Below are 19,175 nucleotides of genomic sequence, written 5' to 3' on the forward strand. Positions count from 1 at the left end.
GCTGGCGAAGTTCAGGGGCGTCTCGAAGCACCACCTCCAGAAATACCTCGGCTTCCTCGCACTGAAACTCAACTCACCGGATGACTGGTTTGAGAAATTACTGTGTTACGATGTATCGAGATGAGCGATTGATCAATTACGAACTCCCGAAACTCCTCCTCTGGGGCAGTCGTAAGGATTCTATCCCAGAGTTCTCGCTCTGCCTCACCAGTGGGCTCATCTTCTCCCATTATAGACATCTCTTCCTCTATTCAAAGTAATTATACTAATCACGCAATTATTTCAATTCTCAACGGTCCTCCATCTGGCGCCACCTCTGCTGTAAGATTTGCAGCCCAAAGTAACGCGAGGTTCAGCCTCACTCGTACCGAAATTATCGCTTGAAGTCTAGCCGAACAAGATGATCCTGCTACGAACCTTAAATCAGGTCTGGGTCAAGCGGTGCTCTCGAACCTTGTGCAACGCTCCTTTGAAATTGGGGACTCCTGTTGCACAAGGCAAGATGTGAGTTGTATCCTGAGCAGGAGGAGGAGATCGGATTCGTTAGAGGATATCCTCAACGTACTGGGATTCCCAGTTGCGCCGATCTTCGATTTCACGTCGTCCGCGACGAGTGACCGAATAGACGTTCGTCCGTCGGTCTTTCTCGCCTTTCTCGAGAAGCCCCTTGTCGACGATCGTATCAAGATTCGGGTAGAGCCGTCCGTGGTGGATCTCTTTCTCGTAGTACTTCTCGAGTTCGTCTTTGATCGCGAGGCCGTGGGGTTCGTCCAACCCAGCCGCAACGTACAGGAGATCACGCTGGAAGCCGGTCAAGTCGTACATGCCGATCTCTAATATCCAACTCAAGTTAACTGTTTGGGAGTATATCTATGAATTCTGTGAATCGAGCGAATAGGCGCCACGTCCACTGTGGCGTCTGTTTGCTCCCATCGGAAGCTATCCAATCCCAAAGAGAACCGGTGTCAGTAGTTTTGGAGAGAGCCATTGATTCGATCAGCGAGGTATCGGTCAATCCGATCACGGCGCCAGCCAAGCGGGGCACAGACCGTCTCCGCGGCATCGATCAGCATCTCCGCATAGAAGTTCTGGTCATAGCGATCGAGGTTTTCGTATTCCAGTTGGATCCGATCCCGAGAGTGCTTTTCGTCGTCGACGACCACATACGAGACGTCCTGGCCTGGCTGTGGGTTGAAGCCTGCCTCCGTCGCCCGTTCCAGCGCAGCGACCGTCCGCGTCGACTGCTGATAATCACCCAGTCGCTTTGACGCTCGATTCGTGATGAGCAGCTCCGTTGGATCGACCGCCCCGGAGCGAAGGTCACCCAGCGCTTGCTGGAGGTGTGAACAGATCGCCTCTGGCGTCCGCTGGGCGTCGAGCGTCTGAATGAATTCTTGTTGCATCGAGGCAATCCACTCGGGCGTACTCCGCTGTCGGCACGCAATCCCGCGATATTTGTACTCCCCGTCGCTCCGTTTCCCGAAATACTTCGTGAGTGCGCCTTCGTCGCTATCCGCAAGCGGGACGAACGCCACCCAGTCGAACTCAGATTCATACTCCAATCGGATGCCGACCTCCTCGGAAACATGCCTCGCGAGGTCCTCCAGTGGCGTCTGTGACTCGCCTTCGATCGGTGTCACCCAGATGCTATCGACGATGCCGTGAAGAAGGTGCCATCCATGCTGCTCGAAGACTGCCTTCGTATCGAGCAGGATCTCGCGAGCGTAGGCGTTAATCGCCTCATGGCACTCGATACGACCGAATTTGGCGTTACTGAAGCCCTGGTAGCCGAAACAGGACACTAAGATCCACTTGATTGCACTCGAGCGACTCCGGAGTCGAGCTTCGCGATCTTCGTTGTCTGTGGCCTCAATCTCGGCTTTGATCTCGTCGCGATCGTCGATCAACGGTTGAAGAACATCAGGGAGGTAGCCTGGCTCGTCACAGATCGCATAGTCGAGCCCAGGGACGTCCTTCCGATCACCGTGGCACTCACATCGGATCGTCTCCGGGCTGATGTTATACGTACAGATGATATTGGGATATAGGCTTGAGAAGTCGAGCTCGTGCACGTCTTCATGAAAGCCGACTTCTGGTGAGAACGTATAGCCGCCACGATCGGCGTCATGGAGCGTCCGCATCGATTTGAAGAACTCGTGGCGCCACGAGTTCCAGGGGACCAGCACATCCCTCTCGCGAGCTTCACAGATCTGAATCGCCGTGAGCACGTTACCGATCGACGCCCACGAGAGTTCCTGGAGGGGCTTTCGCGACCGCAAGACGAGGTCGACGCAGCCATCGAGGCCCGATTGGTCGTAGAAAAACGTATTCGACCGATCGATGATCGCCCTGCCGGGCACATTGTATCGTGCCGGCGAGTGACCCGTATTCCCGTAGCTCTCGTAGGTTGAGCGACCAGCGAGGCGCTGCCAGCCCTGCAACCGTCCCCACTGAAAATCAATGTTGGACTCACCAGCACTGGCACTGAGCGTCGGAATCAACTCCGCTGAAGAAAGGATCAGGGCATCCGGATTAACGGTCTCGAGGCGGTTCTGAACCGCCTGGAGGATCGCCTCCGGTGAGCCCGAAAGTGAGTCACCGTCGACCGCGAGCTCGGTAATCGGCGGCTCCGCTAGCTGTGGGGGTTCGACGTCGATCTCGAGCGTCGAGAGTTCCGAGGCCGGCGTCGGATCGACACCGGTCTCGAGACAGTAGCGAAACTCGCGCGAAAAATCGACGTTGAAACAGCGGTAGGCGCCAGGTTGTCCACGATCGCGAATGAACGAGGCGACGGTTCGGACAGCGTCGATCCGGTCGACGTCGATCCGAAGGACGTCTTCGTGATCGTGGCGAAAGCCTGGTCGCCACTGTTCGAGAGCCATTTCTATAACAGCGGGATGATGCTCAAGATTCCCGCGAAGAGTTTCGAGTGTCGCCTCGGAGTCCGCATCGGCGATCGCGTACAGCGAGGGTGTGTAGTCGTCGTGGATCGTATACGAGGCACCGTCCGCATCGGTTGTCCACGAGTAGACGGTTCCATCGATGTAGTCGATTTTGAACGGCATCAAGCGGTCACCTCTCGGTTCCGTCGTTCCTACCATCGACCCCCGACTCGAGCGTCTCGATTCGAGCAGAGAGCTCCTCAAGTTGTGCTTCCTGCTCGAGGGCGATTGAGACCAGGAGTGCGTACATCGGCTCGGGATGGTTCAGATAGCCGCTCGCATCCGCGTGGCTCCGTGCATGCTCGAAGAGGCAATCGAACTGCTCTTGCTCGTCACGGCGAAGCCCTCGCCGGTAGTCTGCCCACTGTTCTTCGAGTGCTCGCAGCGTATCCCGATACGTCGCGTTAGTTCGCCCCATCGACGACCACCTCCGGGCTGGATGGAGCGACAGGTCCCGGAGCCTGCTCGTATAGCGGCTCGCGAGCGTCGATGATCCAGTGCCAGAACGCGAGTGTCGTCTGGAGCTGGCCGTGTGAGGCTGGATACACGAGCGTCTCGAACTCGTCGGCGACGAACCGGGGGCCCTGGGTCGTTGACTGGCATTCGATCGTCATCGCGGCACTCGCCTCGACCGGCGCCGCGAACTCATCATCGCGACTCCGAGTTACGAGAATTGGGATATCGTGTTCACGGCCACATCGAGCGAGCATCGCGAGCACCCGAACGAGCATCGCTTCGCCTTCGTCCTGGCGGAGATCGTCCTCGCGGTAGAACGCATCCAACGCGGGGGCGACGATCAGTGCAGTCTCTTCGCCGATTTCGCGGCCGAGCTCATCGATGAGTGTGTAGTGCTGGAACGGCGTGAATCCACGTGCGACCTGTATCCGGTCGAGGACCCGGGGATCGGGCGCGATCCGCGCGAGCGGCTGTGTCGTCGCATGGCCACCGGTGTCGACCCAGTAGGCCGAGCTCTGACTCGTGAGGATCTGATCGACGACGAGGGTATGCAGCGGGCCTCTCGGCTCGCCATCGACCTCAAGGAGTTGCAGTCCCGATTCGAGTGTCGGGAGTTCGGGGATCCGGTTCGGTCGATTCGAACGTGTGTGATCGGACATCTCACTCCAGCAATCACGAGAGTTCAGGATAAGCGCCGGCGTGGGGTTTCCGGCGGTTCCGAAACGCTCTCTTGAGGGTCAGCAATCGCGGTTCAGTCTGGCGTTTCTGGGGTTAGGAATCGGTGTTTCCGAAATCGGTTTCCGAAACCCGATAGACCCGACTCCGTTTCTGGCCGTCGGCCTCGATGATGTTGTAGTGTTCCATCTTCGAGAGATAATTGCGAAGCATCCGACGGGACTTCGGTGCCTCGCGCTGGGCCTCATAGGCCTCGTAGAGGGTCCCTGGCGTGATCTCACCATGGTCGGCGATGATCTCATAGAGGAGTTGCTGATCTTCGATGAGCTGATCGATCGTTTTTCGATGGAGCTCCGTTCGTGCTTTGGGGATCGCCTCGTCGATATCCTCGCTTGAAAGCTGGGTCGCGCCATCGCGGGATGCCTGTCGGACGGCCGTCCGCAAGATACCGATCGCGACTCGTGCGTCGCCGGCGGCCGCGTCAGCCACCTGCTCGAGATGGGTTCGGTCCAGCGTCTCGTCGTTGAGCCCGCGCTGGACGCGTTGTTCGAGGATACTCACGAGTTCGTCCATGCCGTACCGCTCGAACTCGACACACTCGCTCCCACGGAGACGACTGTAGAGGCGGTCGTCGAGGCCGGTGAAGAGCTCCTGTTCGTCGTTCGCGATGAGGATCATCGATAGGTGGGGCAGCGCGTACAGGTCGTAGAGGACGTCCTGGTCCTCGAGTTGGTCGACCTCGTCGAGGATGACGACGTATGGATGGGTATCCGCGTTCCGAAGCCGTTCGTAGAGTTCATCCCGGGGAGTGGACTGGCGGTGAACGTCGAGCGTCTGGTTGAGTTCGTCGAGAAGCCGATAGAGTACTCGATAGCTGTTGTAGTTGTGCCAGCAGTTGATGTAGGCCGTCTCGACGTCGAACGTTGTCTCTCGAAGATCCTCGAGGGCGTACTGGGCACAACAGGTTTTCCCGACACCCGTCGGGCCGAACAGGCAGGCGGTTTCGGAAGGATCATCGTGGAGGACGGGTTCGATGATCCCCGAGAGCCGGTTGAGTTCGGCGTTCCGATTCACGACGGTCTCGGGGACGAATTCATCTTGGAAGACCCGAGCGTCGGTGATCACATCACGACCCGTTCAGTGGGAGGGGTGATAAACGGTGGCGGGTGATTTCCGAAATTTCCGAAAGACTCTCTACGAAGACGAGAACTCACCGAGTCCCGTTTGGTCGTGGTCGAGCGGCTCGATTACGGACGGCTCGTCATTGGTGGGGTTGTTGACTCGCGTTGAGATCTCGTACGCATCGAGGTCGTTCTCAGGGTATGGCTGACAGAGGTCTTTCCGCGTGTCTGGGTCGGCCGACAGCCACTCGGATTCAGAATCTTTCGGAAGGACGACGGGCATTCGGTCATGGATCGATTCCATGAGGTCGTTCGGTTCGGTCGTCAGGATCGTGACACAGGAGCGTGTCTCGCTTCCATGTTCCCACTCGTCCCATAGCCCGGCCATCGCGAACGCCGGCCCGTCTTCGCGAAAGATCCGATACGGTTGTTTCGGACCACCGTTTCGAGCGTGCCATTCGTAGAACCCAGAGGAGAGAACGAGACACGGCCGCGACTCCCACGCATCTCGAAACGTCCGTTTCTCATCGGCGGTTTCCGATCTCGCATTGATGAGGCCGTCGTCGGGGTCGTCTGCCCACTCTGGGATCAGTCCCCAGTGGTACTGATCGATCGCATCGGGTGCATCGTTGGTGATGACCTCCAGTCTGTCACCGGGGGCGATATTGTAGCGATATGTATACTCACGGCCTGTGGCGATCTTGGCACCGAATCGATCCTCGAGGTCCGTAGCGGGGATGAAGAGCGAGTTTCGTCCACACATATGACGCTAGTCGCGAGCCAAAGGCATCAAGATGCATCTAGGCAACCAACAATGGACCTTGTGCAACGTTCCTTTGATCGGGGAGGAGTTTTGTTGCACAAGGGTGGGATACCGATGCTCCTTGATAGCGAGAGAGGTCAAGTGATGCGGCTGTTCCTTCAGGTATCCATCTCCGTAGGAGCTGATGGTCCAGACTCTCGTGCATACGTCTCAGCCAACTCAACCACGTCATAAACGTGAATTCCAGTCTTGAACCACAACACGCGATCAGCAGCGCTTCCGAAGTCCTCGCTCGCGCAGTCCAGTCGCTCGGAGACAGCGAGCACGAAATTGTCAGCCTCCACTTGCCGAATCTTCTCTAGCTTCGACTCCAGGTACTCTGGCGTCCAGAACCCGACGACCTCGAGAATAACCCGGCGACCGTCCGGATGTTCGATCGCGAAGTCAGGGATCATCACCTCTGCACCGAGGTCGAACACATCATCCTCGCGCACTAACTCCCAGTCCGTCGTCGCCCGCTCCCACTTCTGGGCGAGCGTTCGTTCGACGTCGCTATCGAAGTGCTCTCCGGCGCTGTAATGCGAATCCAGACCTTCAGTATCGTCCAGCGTGAGTTCTCGAGTCCCGTCGAGCGTTTCGTCGATGGGGATCTCGGCAGTCATCTCCCACCGATCACAGAGTGGGAGTGCCGGGAGGAAGTTCGCCATCCGGATGCCGTACTTCTGGGATTGCGAAAACAGCGATGCCGGGCCATCGAGCACGGCTTCGTACCCTGCAGCCTGATCAGTACTCTCAACGCGTTTGCCATCGGTGTCGATCGGATAGATCCGGTGCATCAGCCCGAACAGCTTCACGTAGCTGAACACTGTCCCGAAGTGATCCCACACGCGAACGCGCATCTCTGTCGCATCGTAGAGCACCGCCTGGGCGAGCGCGAGATTATACCGAGTCAGCAACCAGTCAACCGTGAGGTCCGTCCGTTCGTACTCCTCGTCGCTACTGCCGGTTAGCGCGGTCGTCGACGTCGATGTCTCTCCGTCGTCATTACTCGCGTACTGCTCAGCGGTCCGTGTCCCGATCTTGACGAGTCGTTTGTTGTCCTCGAGGTCGGCGTACATCCCCTGATAGCACGCTTCAAGCGAGATTCCCAATTCATCGGCGATCCCACTGTACACTTCCAACTTCTGAGTGTCCTCACCAAGCGTTGGCTGGCGAACGATCGGATACCGGTCGTTAGCTCTCTCGAATAGGTGCCGACGAATCTCTCGTGGATCAGCCGGGGCGACGATCTCGAACTCACACTCGTCTTTCAAGAGCTTCGCCAGGCCCTGAACGATCTTGTAATCGGTATCTTCGACGGTCAGTTCGTCGATCGCGTCCTCGAGATCGCCTTTCGGTTCGTCGAGATGCGCCTCGAACAACTGGATGAGCTCCCGGGCGGTTTGCCGGTAGCGACCGTCCTCGGGGTCGATGAATAGTGGCGTCACCTCCTCATCGGTCGTGCGCGAGCGAGCGAGATCAGCTGTCAACACTGGCCGTCACCCCCTCACGGCGGCGTTGGGAGACGTACGTCTCCATCGTCTCCTCGGCGATGATCTCATAGAGGCGTGCCGGCTGGCGCTCGTCCGTCGGTCGGAGAATCCGTCCAAGCCGCTGAGCATACTGACGTTTCGAGGCACTCCCCGAGAGGATGATCCCGACGTTCGCCGCGGGGACGTCGATTCCCTCATCGAGAACTTGTGAGGTCACCAGCATCGAGTACTCTCCAGTGCGGAATCGCTCGAGAATCTCCGTGCGTTCCTCCGTGTCCGTCTGATGGGTGATGCAGGGAACGATGAACTCCTGAGAGATGTCGTAGGCGAAGTCGTTATTGGCAGTGAAGATGATCGCGCGGTCGTCGTGATGGCGCTTGATCAGCGTATCGAGCGTGTCGAGTTTCTTCTCCGCCGTACGGGCGAGTCGTTCGGCTCGTTGTTTGGCGACGAGTGCCCGCCGACCCTGCGGGTCATAAGAGGTCCGCTTGAGGAACTCCGCATAGCCCTCTTCTTTCCAGAGGTCGAACTCGTGGCTGTCGACGTAGTCGCGATAGAGCTGGTACTCTTCGTCGTACTGCTCGCGTTCGTCGGCCGTGAGCTCAACCGACATGTGGATCGTCTCGTACTCGCTGAGGTACTCGCCGGCGAGTTCGTCGACGTCCTCCTGGTAGACGACCGGCCCGATGAGATCTTCTAAGAGTTCGTGTTTGCCGTCCGGGCGCTCGTAAGTGGCGGTCAGTCCGAGACGATACGGCGCGATCGTCATCTCAGGAATTAGCTGGTATGTCGGAGCGGGGAGGTGGTGTTCCTCGTCGACGACGAGTAAGCCGAATTGATCGCCGTACTCGTTGATGTAGCGGTAGGCGCTGTCGTAGGTAGTGACCGTAATCGAAGTGACGTCATGGCTGCCACCACCCAGAACGCCGATCGGCTCTACGAGTTGGTCGCCGAAGGCGTTCGTGAGCGTGGCGTGCCACTGGTTCATCAGATCGATCGTTGGTGTCACGACGAGTGCGCTAACACCAGCGTCAGCGATCGCTTGGAGACCAAGGAAGGTCTTCCCGCTCCCCGTCGGAAGAACGACGCTGCCCTGTCGTCCGTGGTCGATCCACGCATCGAGAGCGGCCTGCTGGTAGTCACGAGGTTCGATGTGGAGGGCGGGTGTGAGGTCAAGATCGGGATAGCTACGGGCAGCGTCCTCAATTGACTGCTCGAACCCCTGCTGTAGTGTTCGCTGGTCAGCGTCACCAACTTCCCGGTCACTGGTCTCGGTCCACGTTCCAGCCCATTCGAGTAGCGCCCGATACCGATACGCTTGAGCGCGGTACTCATCGACGCGGTCATCCCACTCCGCATACGGGACCGTTTCGGTGGCCCCACAAAGGAGGAGTGTCCCGTCGTCGAATTCGAGTTTCATCGCGTCTGTGAGTCCGTTATTGGGGGAGAGGGAATACCTTACCTATCGAGAGGGTGAGCAGGCTCAGTCATACGTTTCCACAACCGGAGTAACGCACGGTTCGAATCGCTCCGGGCTCCGCCCAACGGTCATCAGTTCATGAATAGGCGTCGTTGAACTCGCGTTCGCGACGCATGAGTTCCTCGACGCCGTGGTCCAGAATTCCGCGTCCCATCGCAGTCGGTCGATAGTACGTATAGAACCCCTGACCGTCAGCCGTCCGCCGCTGGCGCTTATCGACCAACCCGACATCGACGAGATCATCGAGATGGTAATGGAAGTTGTGGGCCTCGACGTCGATCGCAGCTTTCAGATCGGTCGTGCTCAACTCGTCGTTGACCACTAGCGTTCGCAGGATATGGAAGCGCGTTGGATGACCGATCGCCTGCTGCATCGCGAGATACTCCTCGAGCGTCAATCCACTGTCTTCAGGGAGTGGCGGCTCGGGCTGGCGAACCTTGTCCGTGGAGCGGTGGTCAGTTTCGGACATATGAGGTTGCCTCAGTCGAGGAGTGGAGTGGCACGTACTTAGTCGTTCTCCACTCGAAATATCCTGATATCGCCAGTATTTATAAAGGATGTCTATAAACTATTCAGACGAATGCGGGAACGACTCATCGAACAGCTCCCTCAAACGATCGGTGACTCGGAAGCGCTTGAGCCGGTTCAGCGCGAAGAATTTCTCGTCTATCTGATGGGGCCATACCGGACGTTCGACGTCGAGACGTTGCTGCCAACCGATACAGAGAGGGAACCTGATGTCCCGTCATTTGCTACATGGAACGAGACCAGTGGCGATTACGCCGAGGATGAAGTATTACGGCTTCTTCAGGAGACGCGTGACTGTCTTCGCGACCGTGGGTTCAATGCATTCCTCGCGATCGACGTCGGGATCTCACTCGACGAGATGGATGCCGCAACGCAGAGTATTGCGTTCGCGCAGGCAAGTAACGCGACGATTTTTCTTGCTCCACAAGTCGGTGATAATCTCGGAGTCGGGATCGAGATCGGGAGTGTTCTCGAGGATCTGCTGTCAGCGGATGAGATGCAAGGGCCAGCAGCCGAGGCAACTCCACCCGATCGATCGCGACGAATGATGGTCGCGGCAGAACCGTCCGTTCGAAGCGCAATGCTCAGATCGGTCCATGCTCGATGGGACGCTAGCGTTCGGACCTTCACTGATGCAGGGGACTGCTGTCGGCTGTGCGCACAGTTTTGTACGCATATTCAGAACGAGGAACTCTACGGATCGCTTAGTCGGCTCGATTGATATCATCCTCGGCATGAAGTTGGATGAGAGACTTCTCATCGCAGGACCGGTTGAAAGAGGATTTGTTATTATGACGGGTTTGATGAGTGGTTATTTTCAGGACAGGAACGACGATCAAGCATTTGTACCCACAGAAAGAAGTACACAGCATGACCGGCGATGACGAGGCTCTAAATCATCATTACTCTCTTGATGAACCACTCAACCTTCGTGCTGCGCTTGAATCAGCTGCAATCGAGTTTCTTGACGTAGACGAGGATCGAACGGTCGTCATCTATCAGCAAGCGATTCTCATGGTCACCGCGACAGAAGGCTCTGCAACGACAGCTCAGGCCATCGATGTCGAGCTATGGGAACCTCCGGCAGGAGGAAGTGCTGATGATCATGAGACGATTCTCGCAGGGTTCGTAGAAGAACTCCTCGCAGCTGTGGACAGTTTTTCATAGCTGCATTGGAAAGTTGGCGGATATCATTTCCAAACCCCCAGATTTGGCACTTGAGATGCGACTATGAGGTGGCCAAAAGCAGACACACCCCTCGTTGCCGCTGTATAGACGGTACAGAAACCCTCAAGAGACCATATTCCGATAGTTGCCGGAAACCTCCAAATATTTTGGTCAGATAGCGATGATTAGAATAACAAACGAAACCATAGATATAAATATGATGGCTGTGTTACCGACCACTAAACGTATCGAACGCATCGCATCGATACGTCGAACGCAATCGAATCATGCACCAGAACCGCTCCTTCCTTGGTGTTACAGCTTCCCTCTTGTTATTGGGCCTTCTTTTGATTTCTTGAGAGTCACCTCTCGTTCTCGTCGAATCATCTCCCAGACTATACAGCGGCACTCCGGGGTGTGTGTGTCTCTATACAGCGGCACTGAGGGGTCTCAACCAACTGGGATTGGCTCGTTCCGGAAGGATTTATCTCCATACAGCGGCACTCCGGACTGCGGAATCGCCTGGTGGCAACTCGTCTGACGTCTGGCATACAGCGGCACCAAGGGGTCGCCACGGGTTTCATTCCACTCCTCGTGTATTTGTTACAGCGGAAACGTGGTGTGTTGCACTCCCCATACAGCGGCAGGTTTGGGTAGAGAAACACAGATAGAGCGAGTCTACGCTCAACATTCAGCCATATACAGCGGCACTAGGGTCCAAAGATTTAAGTCCTTCTCACTTGATCCATTCTCTAAGAGAATGACAAACGATCACGACTATTTCACACTAGAAAACAAAATTTTCCAGAATAAGGACCTTCTTCAAGTATCTCATCTCCCAGATAGTGATCGGATCATTGGCCGTGAGGAAGAACTCACGAACCTTGCGAACGCAATCCAGCCGGCGATCACGGGTAATACCCCTAACAATGTGCTTGTATATGGGAAAACGGGAACTGGAAAATCGCTATGTTCAAAGTTCATCACGAACCAAGCAATTTCTCGAGCAGCGGGGAATGACGTTCAGGTCGGGGTTGCTTATGTTGATTGTCTCCAAGAATCTACAGAAACGCAGGCCGTCCAGTCGATCGGTCATCAACTTAATGACCAGAATGATACCGATATTAGTATTCCTCATGCTGGATTAAGTACGTCAGAATATTATCGACGGCTGTGGCAGATTATCGATGCCCGATTCGACGCAGCACTCGTGATCCTCGACGAGGTCGACAAGATCGAGTCGGACGATATTCTGATGCAACTGTCTCGAGCCGTTGAGTCAGGAAAACTATCCTCGAGCACTATTGGGACGATCGGCATTTCGAACAAAGTCCGATACAAAGAATCGCTTGATGAACGGATCAAGTCTAGTCTCTGCGAGCGTGAGTATGTCTTTCCACCGTATGATGCAACCCAAATCCGTGAAATTCTCAATTCACGATCTGATGCATTCGAAGACGATGTTCTCGAAGACGGAGTAATTCCTCGTGTCGCTGCGCTATCTGCCCGAGAACATGGTGATGCTCGAAAGGCGATTGACATTCTCCGATTTGCTGGTGAGATTGCTGAAGAGAAAGGTCTTGAAGCGGTCACGGGCTCTTGTGTCGAACAAGCACATGAGCGAGAAGAGACGAATCGGCTTGCGGAACTCATTTCTAAATCTCCCAGTCATGCGAAATTAGTTCTAGAGGCAATGGCGTTGTTGGCCCAACAGCCTGATCGGAATAATGACGTTGTTCAAACGACCGAAGTGTTTGATCTCTATAAACGATTATGCGATCGAGACGAGTCTTCACACCTGAAACTTCGTCGAGTTCGGGATATTCTCTCAGAACTCGAATTTCTTTCTATTATTGAACAGGAGCGCAAGTGGGCAGGGAAAGGAAAAGGAAATTACATGGAAAATCAACTTGTGGATGATCCTGAAGTGATTCTTGCAGCGTGCGAAAAATCGAATTAAGCTATCCCGCTAAATAACTCTAAATCAGTTGAATGTCTTCCTTGTCCTGTCTTTCTTATTGGTCTTCTTGAATGGCTCTTATAACCAAGGAATAACCATACAGCAGGGCCTATGCGGACTCAATCTGTTGCGAAAATCTGACTCCTACTTTCCCAGTACAGCTATTGCGTAAAAACGCATACTACTTTGATGCCTATCGACCTCCGAAAACACGACTCTGACGGCCAGATCACCATTCGTTCAGATACAAACAAGGCGAAAATCATCAAGCTCCTCTACCAGAACACGGACCTGGGTTACACACCGGCTGAGGTTCGAAAGCAACTGGAGCTTCCACGAGGGAGTACTCTACGACCCATTCTCGTCTCCACGAAGAAGGGCTCATTGGAAACACGTCCGACGAGCTCTACTATGGGCTCGGACACCGATCGGATCTCAATCGATTCGCGAAGAGTCTCTTGTCTCTAGATGCCATATTTCAACGTCAAACTGTGGGTAATCTGTCTCCAGAAGACGTCGAACAGACCGGTGACAATGTGAAGCAGCCAATCCCTCTTGAGCGATTAGCAACGGAGAACGACCCAACCGACGAACCCTCTACTGGAGAATGGATCGTCAGCGACGACGAATCTGAGTAATTTCACCTGAGGTGGGTCATAAACACTCCTACTCCACGCACCTGTCGGTGTCAGCTGTGGTCGTTCCGGTCGGAGACGCCGTAATCGATATGTAAAATCGGTGTACTTGGCGACTCTGGCGCTGGAGTCCCGTTCCAATCGACGAGATGCACGTTTGCCATCTGTCCGGAGAAGCGGAATCGCTGGACGCCGGTCTCGATTACTCCTTCGGCTACCTGTCCAGAAACGATGGTCTCATCTTCACGGGATTCGGTTTCGATCTCCTCGATGGTTCCATCGATGCTAATTTCATAGTTTGATGGGACTCCTCGACCAATGATTGTGACTCGATTTGGCAGTTTGGTATTTGTTGCCATGCTCCGACGAGCCCACCCCGCCACCATAATGCTTCCTGTTGACAAATTAGTTGAATGAGAGGACCATATCGAACAGATGAATCTGCGGGTCCGTCACATCTCGACGTACTGCTCTTCCCACTGGCGCCGTTCTTGAATCGCGTCTTCCCCTGCTTCCGTGATGGCATAGTAGTTCGTTCGCCGATCGAGCTGACCTTTCTCGACGAGGTCTTTGTTGACGACCGTATCGAGATTCGGGTAGAGGCGTCCGTGATTTATCTCCGTCTCGTAGTACTCCTGGAGTTCGTCTTTGACGGATTGACCCGAGGGCTGGTCAAATCCGCTGATGACGTACAGGAGGTCGCGTTGGAAGCCGGTGAGGTCGTGCATGAGCTTTGGTATCCCACTATCGAAGTATTGTTATGTACTAGCAAATCCGCTGTCAGGAGCCCATACCAGTCTTCTAAGCAGAGAGTACTACTCAAGAGATGTAACTTTCTTCAGCCACTACCTAACCATCATGGGATTGTCTGGAGATACCGATCGGGTGCATCGTGGAAACAGTCCCCCACAACGACTGCATCCGCACCGGCGTCGAGTATTTCCTTGGTCTGAGCGGCTCGTTTAATCCCACCGCCATACAGGAGGGCCGTTTCGTCAAGATAGGGCGCTGCCGCCGAAACGCCGTCAGGGCCACCATACGTCCCCGAATATTCGAGGTAGAACACTGGAAAACCGTATAGGGCTTCGGTCGCGAGTGCTGCTCCCGCTACTTGGTCAGCGGAATAGGGGGATCCAACCCCTGCTACGGTCGCTGCCGTCGAATCAACGTTCTGGATCACATACCCTTCTCCGATAACTATGGATGCAATTTCTGAGACGAGATCAGCATGCTGTCCACCCGTGGTGTCTTCGATCGGCAGGATCGAATCCGGTGACTCTTCGAGTCTTCTACAGACCTCTGTGAATAGATCAACATGTTTCTCGAGATAGTGAGCTCGATCCCCGTTAAACACAACAGGAATCGAGATATAGTCTACTAATCCGGCGATCTCCAGCGAGACGTGATCCAAGTTATACGGCTCTTGGAGGAGCGTCACATCCGGAGCGGCTTCCTGGACCTGCTGAATAGTTCGATGCATATTCTCTCTGGTCACCCCATCAGATCCTCCAACGATGATGAGATCAGTCTGCCTCAGGCATTCGATGTCTAGAGGCAACTCCTCAGCCGGATCGATCTTCGTGATGTGGCTGATTGGCTCCCAGTCGATACTCATGTGAACAAGTGGTGAGATAGAAACGCAAGGTCCCTCCGATTCCGCAAAATTCCAATCTCCTCAGATTTCGTATTGCTTTTGATAGTGGGTTTGGAAGTGCGCTCTGTGTCGTTTAGTGAGCAGGCCCGTGGGTTAGTGGAGATCACTAGGCCTGGGAATGCTATTGTCGCCGGGATTTTGACGTTTATCGGCGGGTTCGTTGTTCAAGGAAGTGATATCACTGCATCTGGGATCTCAATCACCATCGCGGTGGTCGTGACGATCTTGACGACAGCAGGTGGAAACACGGTCAACGACTATTTCGATCGAGAAATCGATCGCCTCAACAATCCTGAGCGCCCAATTCCACGAGGTGCAATCACTCCACGAACAGCACTTCTCTTCGGTAGTATACTCTTCGCCACAGCTGCTGGGCTCGCACTTTTGCTACCGCTGGCAGCGATCCTCATCGCAATAGTAAATCTCGTTGCATTAGTGACCTATACTGAATTTTTTAAGGGATTACCTGGAGTGGGCAACGCCTTAGTGGCGTACCTCGGTGGGAGTACGTTTCTCTTTGGTGCAGCGGCAGTTAACCAGCTAAGTAGTCCCGCTATCATCCTGTTTCTGTTGGCATCATTCTCGACAGTTTCGCGTGAAATCATCAAAGACGTCGAAGACGTCGACGGTGATCGAGAAGAGGGGTTGAATACACTCCCGATCGCGATTGGCGAGCGGCCGTCGCTCCTTCTCGCAATGGGAATTTTAGTCCTCATGGTCGGAGTGAGCCCCGTCCCGTACCTGCTGGGGACGTTTGGGATACTGTATCTCGTCTTTGTCGCACCAGCGGTTGTACTGGCACTCTATGCTGGCGTGTTGAGTTTCTCTGATCCAGCAAGAGGCCAATCGCTGCTCAAGTATGGCATGTTCATTGCCGCAGCAGCGTTTGTAGGTGGCCAACTTACAGCGTAGAACAGGATACGGCTCCCTTCCATTTGTTGAGCTCAGGATCGGCTCTGCAGTCGCATCGGTAGGCCACTCTTTGTCTGGGTCGTGCTCCCTGGTTCCAACGTGATTGTTGAATCCGCAGACGTCCACTCCAGGTTCCACTGTTGACCGATTGTCGCGAGCACTAATGCGGCTTCCATCTCCGCAAATCGTCGGCCCGACTGAATGGAATGTACGCATACTCGTGAAGGTCTTCATCAAGCCCGCCTGCCCATTGATTTAGCTGTAGTGATTGTGGGTTGTTATATATTCGCTCGTCACGATGAACTGCGATCCCCGAAAGATGGACCTGTGCATCAGATGGAATCTGGTATCTTCGGGCGATGAGACATTGCGTTGTATCAGATAAAAAATAGATAAATACGCCGAAAGACTGATATCAGTTCTATACAGGATGGAAATTACGAACAGGAAGATCCAATAATTATATTATTTAGATCGATACAACAGATGGTGTCGACAGTGATACCATGACTATGAACACGGGTACGGTAACGAATCCTCTAACAAATGAGGAACTCGTGATACGGGACGTTATCAATGGAACGATAGATACAGCACGCCTCTCGCTGCTACGAGCCCTGAAAGATCTCTCCAGTCCCGTTGCGCAAACGACCGCTGCCAACCGAGCAGGGATATCACGTCAGGCAGCTTCTTCTCATTTCGCGATTCTTCGAGACCGTGGGTTCGTCAATAGCCACAGTAATGGACTCGAACTCACTGGTGGTGGTATCGTATTCCTTCGGGCTCTCGAGGAGTGTTTAGACGTCATGTCGATTGATGGGTTATCGGATTTGACCCGCTCAAGCCATGCATTTTGTATTTTACAAGCATTGGAGAGGCAATCGCCTCGATTGAGTGATCTCCAAACGAATATCGAAACGTCTCCATCTCGATCTACTCTTAGGCGAAATCTGACGAACTTTGAGGAACACGAATGGTGCAACGAGACGACTGGCGCTCCCCGGATTTCGTCAGCTGGGGCTCGTGCTCTACATGCGTACTCTAGGCTTGTATCCGCAGTTGAGCAACTGATTGAGAAATCGATTTGGTTTCTTCGACTTCCGCCACAAGATGCAACATTACCCGTTCAGGAACTCGCAGATGCCGATTTAATCGTCTCAGATCCGGCCCGGCCAGCGACAGTTCTGTGGAGTGCACTCCGCCTCTTCGACGTCAAGACGAGCTATTTCAGGGCCCTCTCTTCGATTTATCACCCTGTCCTCTTCCATGGGTATGAATGGATGCTGGACCATGGATTCGACTCTGGAGCAGAGGTCATCCTCGATTTGCCGACCTACATCGACGCCACTGAGAGTAATTACACAAGGCAAGTGACCGACGACTCGTACCGAGGGGCGTACGACCCACGAGTCCTGACCCATGCGCATACGCTCGGTATCGGAATCTACGATGACCGAAAGGTCGCGATCGGTGCGTACAACGAACACGGGCGGGGAAAGCATATCGTAATGGTCGTGAGTACGAACGACCGTATCGTTGAATGGGGAATCGATCTGTACGAATCGTATCGCGACAAGTCGCATCCTGTTTCTGATATCGATCTTTCCCTGTACGAAAGTTCCCTCGACAGATAGGGTCTGAAGCTTCTATAGGGGGGATTCGCTACACGATTATAGCCTCAAAAGACGGATTCAGAATTGACAGTGTCCATATGAATTTACATGTAAAGCCCGGTAACGATATTATCCTACCAGAGAGTGGGCTGAATGGAACTACACACAGCAATTGGTTATAGTCTAAAATAACTACCGATACAAATGAAATACATAAACAGGATAGTAGGGGCTACTCGCTGTCAGGGTCGAGGGCTTCGATCTCATCCTGGGAGAGCTCCCCATCAAGAAATTCTCGGCCGAGATCGGAGAGCTCGTAGAGCCCATTGTCGTGTTGATCGAGGAGTCCGGCATCCCGTAAGGCTCGGAGTCGTCTCCCGATGTATCCAGGGTGATAATCAAGGTTCTCTCCAGCGACCTTCGGAGAGATCTGGATATCGTACTCTTCGAAGAAAGACAATAATGGATAGTCGCTTTTTGCAAACCACTCTACACGCTGGACCATCGCTTGTAGAGAGGTCCATGTCACCACTCAAAAGTATATCCGATCTAATACCATCTCGTACTAGTACACGGATGAAGGAATCCGTGTACGTGGATAAAGTTAAGTGTAGCAATCGAGATATACAAACGAACGATATGCCTCGGGCGATTGATCACTGTGGGAAAAACGGGCGCGGTGTTCGACTGGGTGGGACGTCACGCGCCCGTTGTGTGTCGTCCAAGAGGAACGACAGATGTCACAACGATCCAATCAAATAAGGCCGTTACGGCTATCAAACCGGCCTCAGAACCCTCATAGCGCCTGCAGTGCGTGGTTCCCTGCTATACTCGTTAGTAGTCCGATCTGGCATCGCACCTCGAGCGGCGGAACTCCGGAATCGGGTGCAGTCACCTCACCTCAACTTGGTACCTTGAGCGGTGACTGCCCCCGACGGAGGGCGTCGTTCGGTCTGTGGATGTCCGAGCGGTCGCCTCCGAGACGAACCGATTTCGAACATCGACATACTCGACGACGGACCTCTCGGCAGCAGTTGCGTCTGAGATTGACCGTCGTCGAGGCCTTCAACCATGACGCCAGCAAACAGTTCATCCCATCAAAAGAAAGGCTTTGTCCTTCCGACAGACAGCCAATCAGACAACGATGCAGAGACGGATCACTCTTCACTGACAACCTCCGTAGACGATTGCCACCAAACCGATGGCGGCGACGACTACGCGCTGCTCCCGAGGGCTGATCCAAAGGGAGATACCATCCGTCATGCGGTTGATGACAGTGGGGAGCCAGTCTGTGGAACCGGCGGAGGATTCCGTCTCGTACCGCTGTCACACGCTCTCGAGGAAGCTGATCGGTACTGTGAGATCTGCCACGGGATCAACAACGGGGGGTCCGAGCGACGGCCCTGTCCCAAGTGTGGTAAAGGGGTCCCTCGAACACAATGGCCCCAACACGTCCGCAAGTGCGATGTGAATGCAGAATCCACGAGAAGGGATCTGTGACACCCGTATTTCCACACGGTGCTGTACGGGAACCTCTCGGAAGCGACCCACCATACCAAGGCACTAAGAACGCGACAGGCAACGCTCGGGAAAACCACTGCGTCGGAAAGGGAGAAGCCCTGAACAGCTCTTTCTTTTCGGCCAAAGAACAAAAGCGTTCCCCCCCAGATAGTGGCAGCGCTCTCTCGCGCTCGAGTGGTGCACTGACTCTGGTTGCGCGGCTTCCTCCGGGGATCG

General features: G+C 54.6%; 19 protein-coding genes and 1 pseudogene. 6 read left to right on the plus strand and 14 right to left on the minus strand.

Annotated elements, in window-relative coordinates:
* Positions 1–124, plus strand: a pseudogene (locus DVH23_RS19910) (IS1595 family transposase); the annotation flags it as partial.
* 419 nt (positions 125–543) lie between these two features.
* Here DVH23_RS19910 and DVH23_RS19915 read toward each other — a convergent pair.
* The 9 genes from DVH23_RS19915 to DVH23_RS19955 all read right to left on the minus strand — a co-directional run bounded on the left by DVH23_RS19915 (position 544) and on the right by DVH23_RS19955 (position 9,438).
* Entirely contained in the window at positions 544–825 is a 282-nt protein-coding gene (locus DVH23_RS19915; protein WP_114579142.1) for a helix-turn-helix transcriptional regulator, read from the minus strand.
* 140 nt (positions 826–965) lie between these two features.
* Complete coding sequence (locus DVH23_RS19920) at positions 966–3,065, minus strand: type B DNA-directed DNA polymerase (RefSeq protein WP_114579143.1); 2,100 nt, start codon at positions 3,063–3,065, stop codon at positions 966–968.
* A 7-nt stretch (positions 3,066–3,072) separates the two neighbouring features.
* Complete coding sequence (locus DVH23_RS19925) at positions 3,073–3,360, minus strand: hypothetical protein (protein ID WP_114579144.1); 288 nt, start codon at positions 3,358–3,360, stop codon at positions 3,073–3,075.
* Positions 3,347–4,057, minus strand: coding sequence for a hypothetical protein (locus tag DVH23_RS19930; protein ID WP_114579145.1), 711 nt, complete (start codon positions 4,055–4,057; stop codon positions 3,347–3,349). The genes DVH23_RS19925 and DVH23_RS19930 overlap by 14 nt, the downstream gene beginning before the upstream one ends.
* 112 nt (positions 4,058–4,169) lie before the next feature.
* Entirely contained in the window at positions 4,170–5,198 is a 1,029-nt protein-coding gene (locus tag DVH23_RS19935; protein WP_114579146.1) for a Cdc6/Cdc18 family protein, read from the minus strand.
* Between the two features lie 69 nt (positions 5,199–5,267).
* Positions 5,268–5,957: an SOS response-associated peptidase gene (locus DVH23_RS19940; protein ID WP_114579147.1), complete on the minus strand. Its 690-nt coding sequence runs from the start codon at positions 5,955–5,957 to the stop codon at positions 5,268–5,270.
* A 158-nt stretch (positions 5,958–6,115) separates the two neighbouring features.
* The gene (locus tag DVH23_RS19945; protein WP_114579148.1) at positions 6,116–7,489 is read right to left on the minus strand and encodes a DUF790 family protein; all 1,374 of its coding nucleotides are present in this window, start codon (positions 7,487–7,489) and stop codon (positions 6,116–6,118) included.
* On the minus strand, positions 7,476–8,909 hold the full coding sequence (locus tag DVH23_RS19950) for a DEAD/DEAH box helicase (protein ID WP_114579149.1): 1,434 nt from the start codon (positions 8,907–8,909) through the stop codon (positions 7,476–7,478). The genes DVH23_RS19945 and DVH23_RS19950 overlap by 14 nt, the downstream gene beginning before the upstream one ends.
* A 136-nt stretch (positions 8,910–9,045) precedes the next feature.
* Positions 9,046–9,438 carry a helix-turn-helix domain-containing protein gene (locus DVH23_RS19955; protein ID WP_114579150.1) on the minus strand — a complete coding sequence of 131 codons (393 nt, stop codon included), beginning with the start codon at positions 9,436–9,438 and terminating at the stop codon, positions 9,046–9,048.
* A gap of 111 nt (positions 9,439–9,549) precedes the next feature.
* On the opposite strand from DVH23_RS19955, the gene DVH23_RS19960 reads away from it, so the two are divergent.
* The 3 genes from DVH23_RS19960 to DVH23_RS19970 all read left to right on the plus strand — a co-directional run bounded on the left by DVH23_RS19960 (position 9,550) and on the right by DVH23_RS19970 (position 12,624).
* A complete protein-coding gene (locus tag DVH23_RS19960; protein ID WP_114579151.1) occupies positions 9,550–10,218 on the plus strand; it encodes a hypothetical protein in 669 nt (222 codons plus the stop codon).
* A gap of 149 nt (positions 10,219–10,367) precedes the next feature.
* Complete coding sequence (locus tag DVH23_RS19965) at positions 10,368–10,664, plus strand: hypothetical protein (RefSeq protein ID WP_114579167.1); 297 nt, start codon at positions 10,368–10,370, stop codon at positions 10,662–10,664.
* A 760-nt stretch (positions 10,665–11,424) separates the two neighbouring features.
* Complete coding sequence (locus DVH23_RS19970; RefSeq protein WP_114579152.1) at positions 11,425–12,624, plus strand: Cdc6/Cdc18 family protein; 1,200 nt, start codon at positions 11,425–11,427, stop codon at positions 12,622–12,624.
* A 688-nt stretch (positions 12,625–13,312) separates the two neighbouring features.
* Here DVH23_RS19970 and DVH23_RS19975 read toward each other — a convergent pair.
* From DVH23_RS19975 to DVH23_RS19985, 3 genes are all read right to left on the minus strand, one after another.
* Positions 13,313–13,618, minus strand: a complete 306-nt coding sequence (locus DVH23_RS19975) for a hypothetical protein (protein WP_114579168.1) — start codon at positions 13,616–13,618, stop codon at positions 13,313–13,315.
* Positions 13,619–13,711: 93 nt separating this feature from the next.
* Positions 13,712–13,987 carry a helix-turn-helix transcriptional regulator gene (locus DVH23_RS19980; RefSeq protein WP_114579153.1) on the minus strand — a complete coding sequence of 92 codons (276 nt, stop codon included), beginning with the start codon at positions 13,985–13,987 and terminating at the stop codon, positions 13,712–13,714.
* Positions 13,988–14,115: 128 nt separating this feature from the next.
* Entirely contained in the window at positions 14,116–14,874 is a 759-nt protein-coding gene (locus tag DVH23_RS19985) for a heptaprenylglyceryl phosphate synthase (RefSeq protein WP_114579154.1), read from the minus strand.
* A 105-nt stretch (positions 14,875–14,979) separates the two neighbouring features.
* Between DVH23_RS19985 and DVH23_RS19990 the strand changes: the two genes are divergently transcribed.
* Positions 14,980–15,825: a geranylgeranylglycerol-phosphate geranylgeranyltransferase gene (locus tag DVH23_RS19990; protein WP_114579155.1), complete on the plus strand. Its 846-nt coding sequence runs from the start codon at positions 14,980–14,982 to the stop codon at positions 15,823–15,825.
* 160 nt (positions 15,826–15,985) lie between these two features.
* Here the strand turns inward: DVH23_RS19990 and DVH23_RS25325 are convergent, their stop codons facing one another.
* A complete protein-coding gene (locus DVH23_RS25325) occupies positions 15,986–16,219 on the minus strand; it encodes a cytochrome P450 (RefSeq protein WP_114579169.1) in 234 nt (77 codons plus the stop codon).
* Between the two features lie 886 nt (positions 16,220–17,105).
* Here DVH23_RS25325 and DVH23_RS24740 point away from each other — a divergent pair.
* Positions 17,106–17,459, plus strand: coding sequence for a transcriptional regulator FilR1 domain-containing protein (locus DVH23_RS24740; protein WP_232833849.1), 354 nt, complete (start codon positions 17,106–17,108; stop codon positions 17,457–17,459).
* Positions 17,460–17,670: 211 nt separating this feature from the next.
* Here DVH23_RS24740 and DVH23_RS20005 read toward each other — a convergent pair whose 3' ends face one another.
* Positions 17,671–17,943, minus strand: a complete 273-nt coding sequence (locus tag DVH23_RS20005) for a phage repressor protein (RefSeq protein ID WP_114579156.1) — start codon at positions 17,941–17,943, stop codon at positions 17,671–17,673.
* Positions 17,944–19,175 lie beyond the last annotated feature (1,232 nt).

Source organism: Saliphagus sp. LR7 (genome assembly GCF_003344565.1).
Taxonomy (GTDB): Archaea; Halobacteriota; Halobacteria; order Halobacteriales; family Natrialbaceae; genus Saliphagus; species Saliphagus infecundisoli.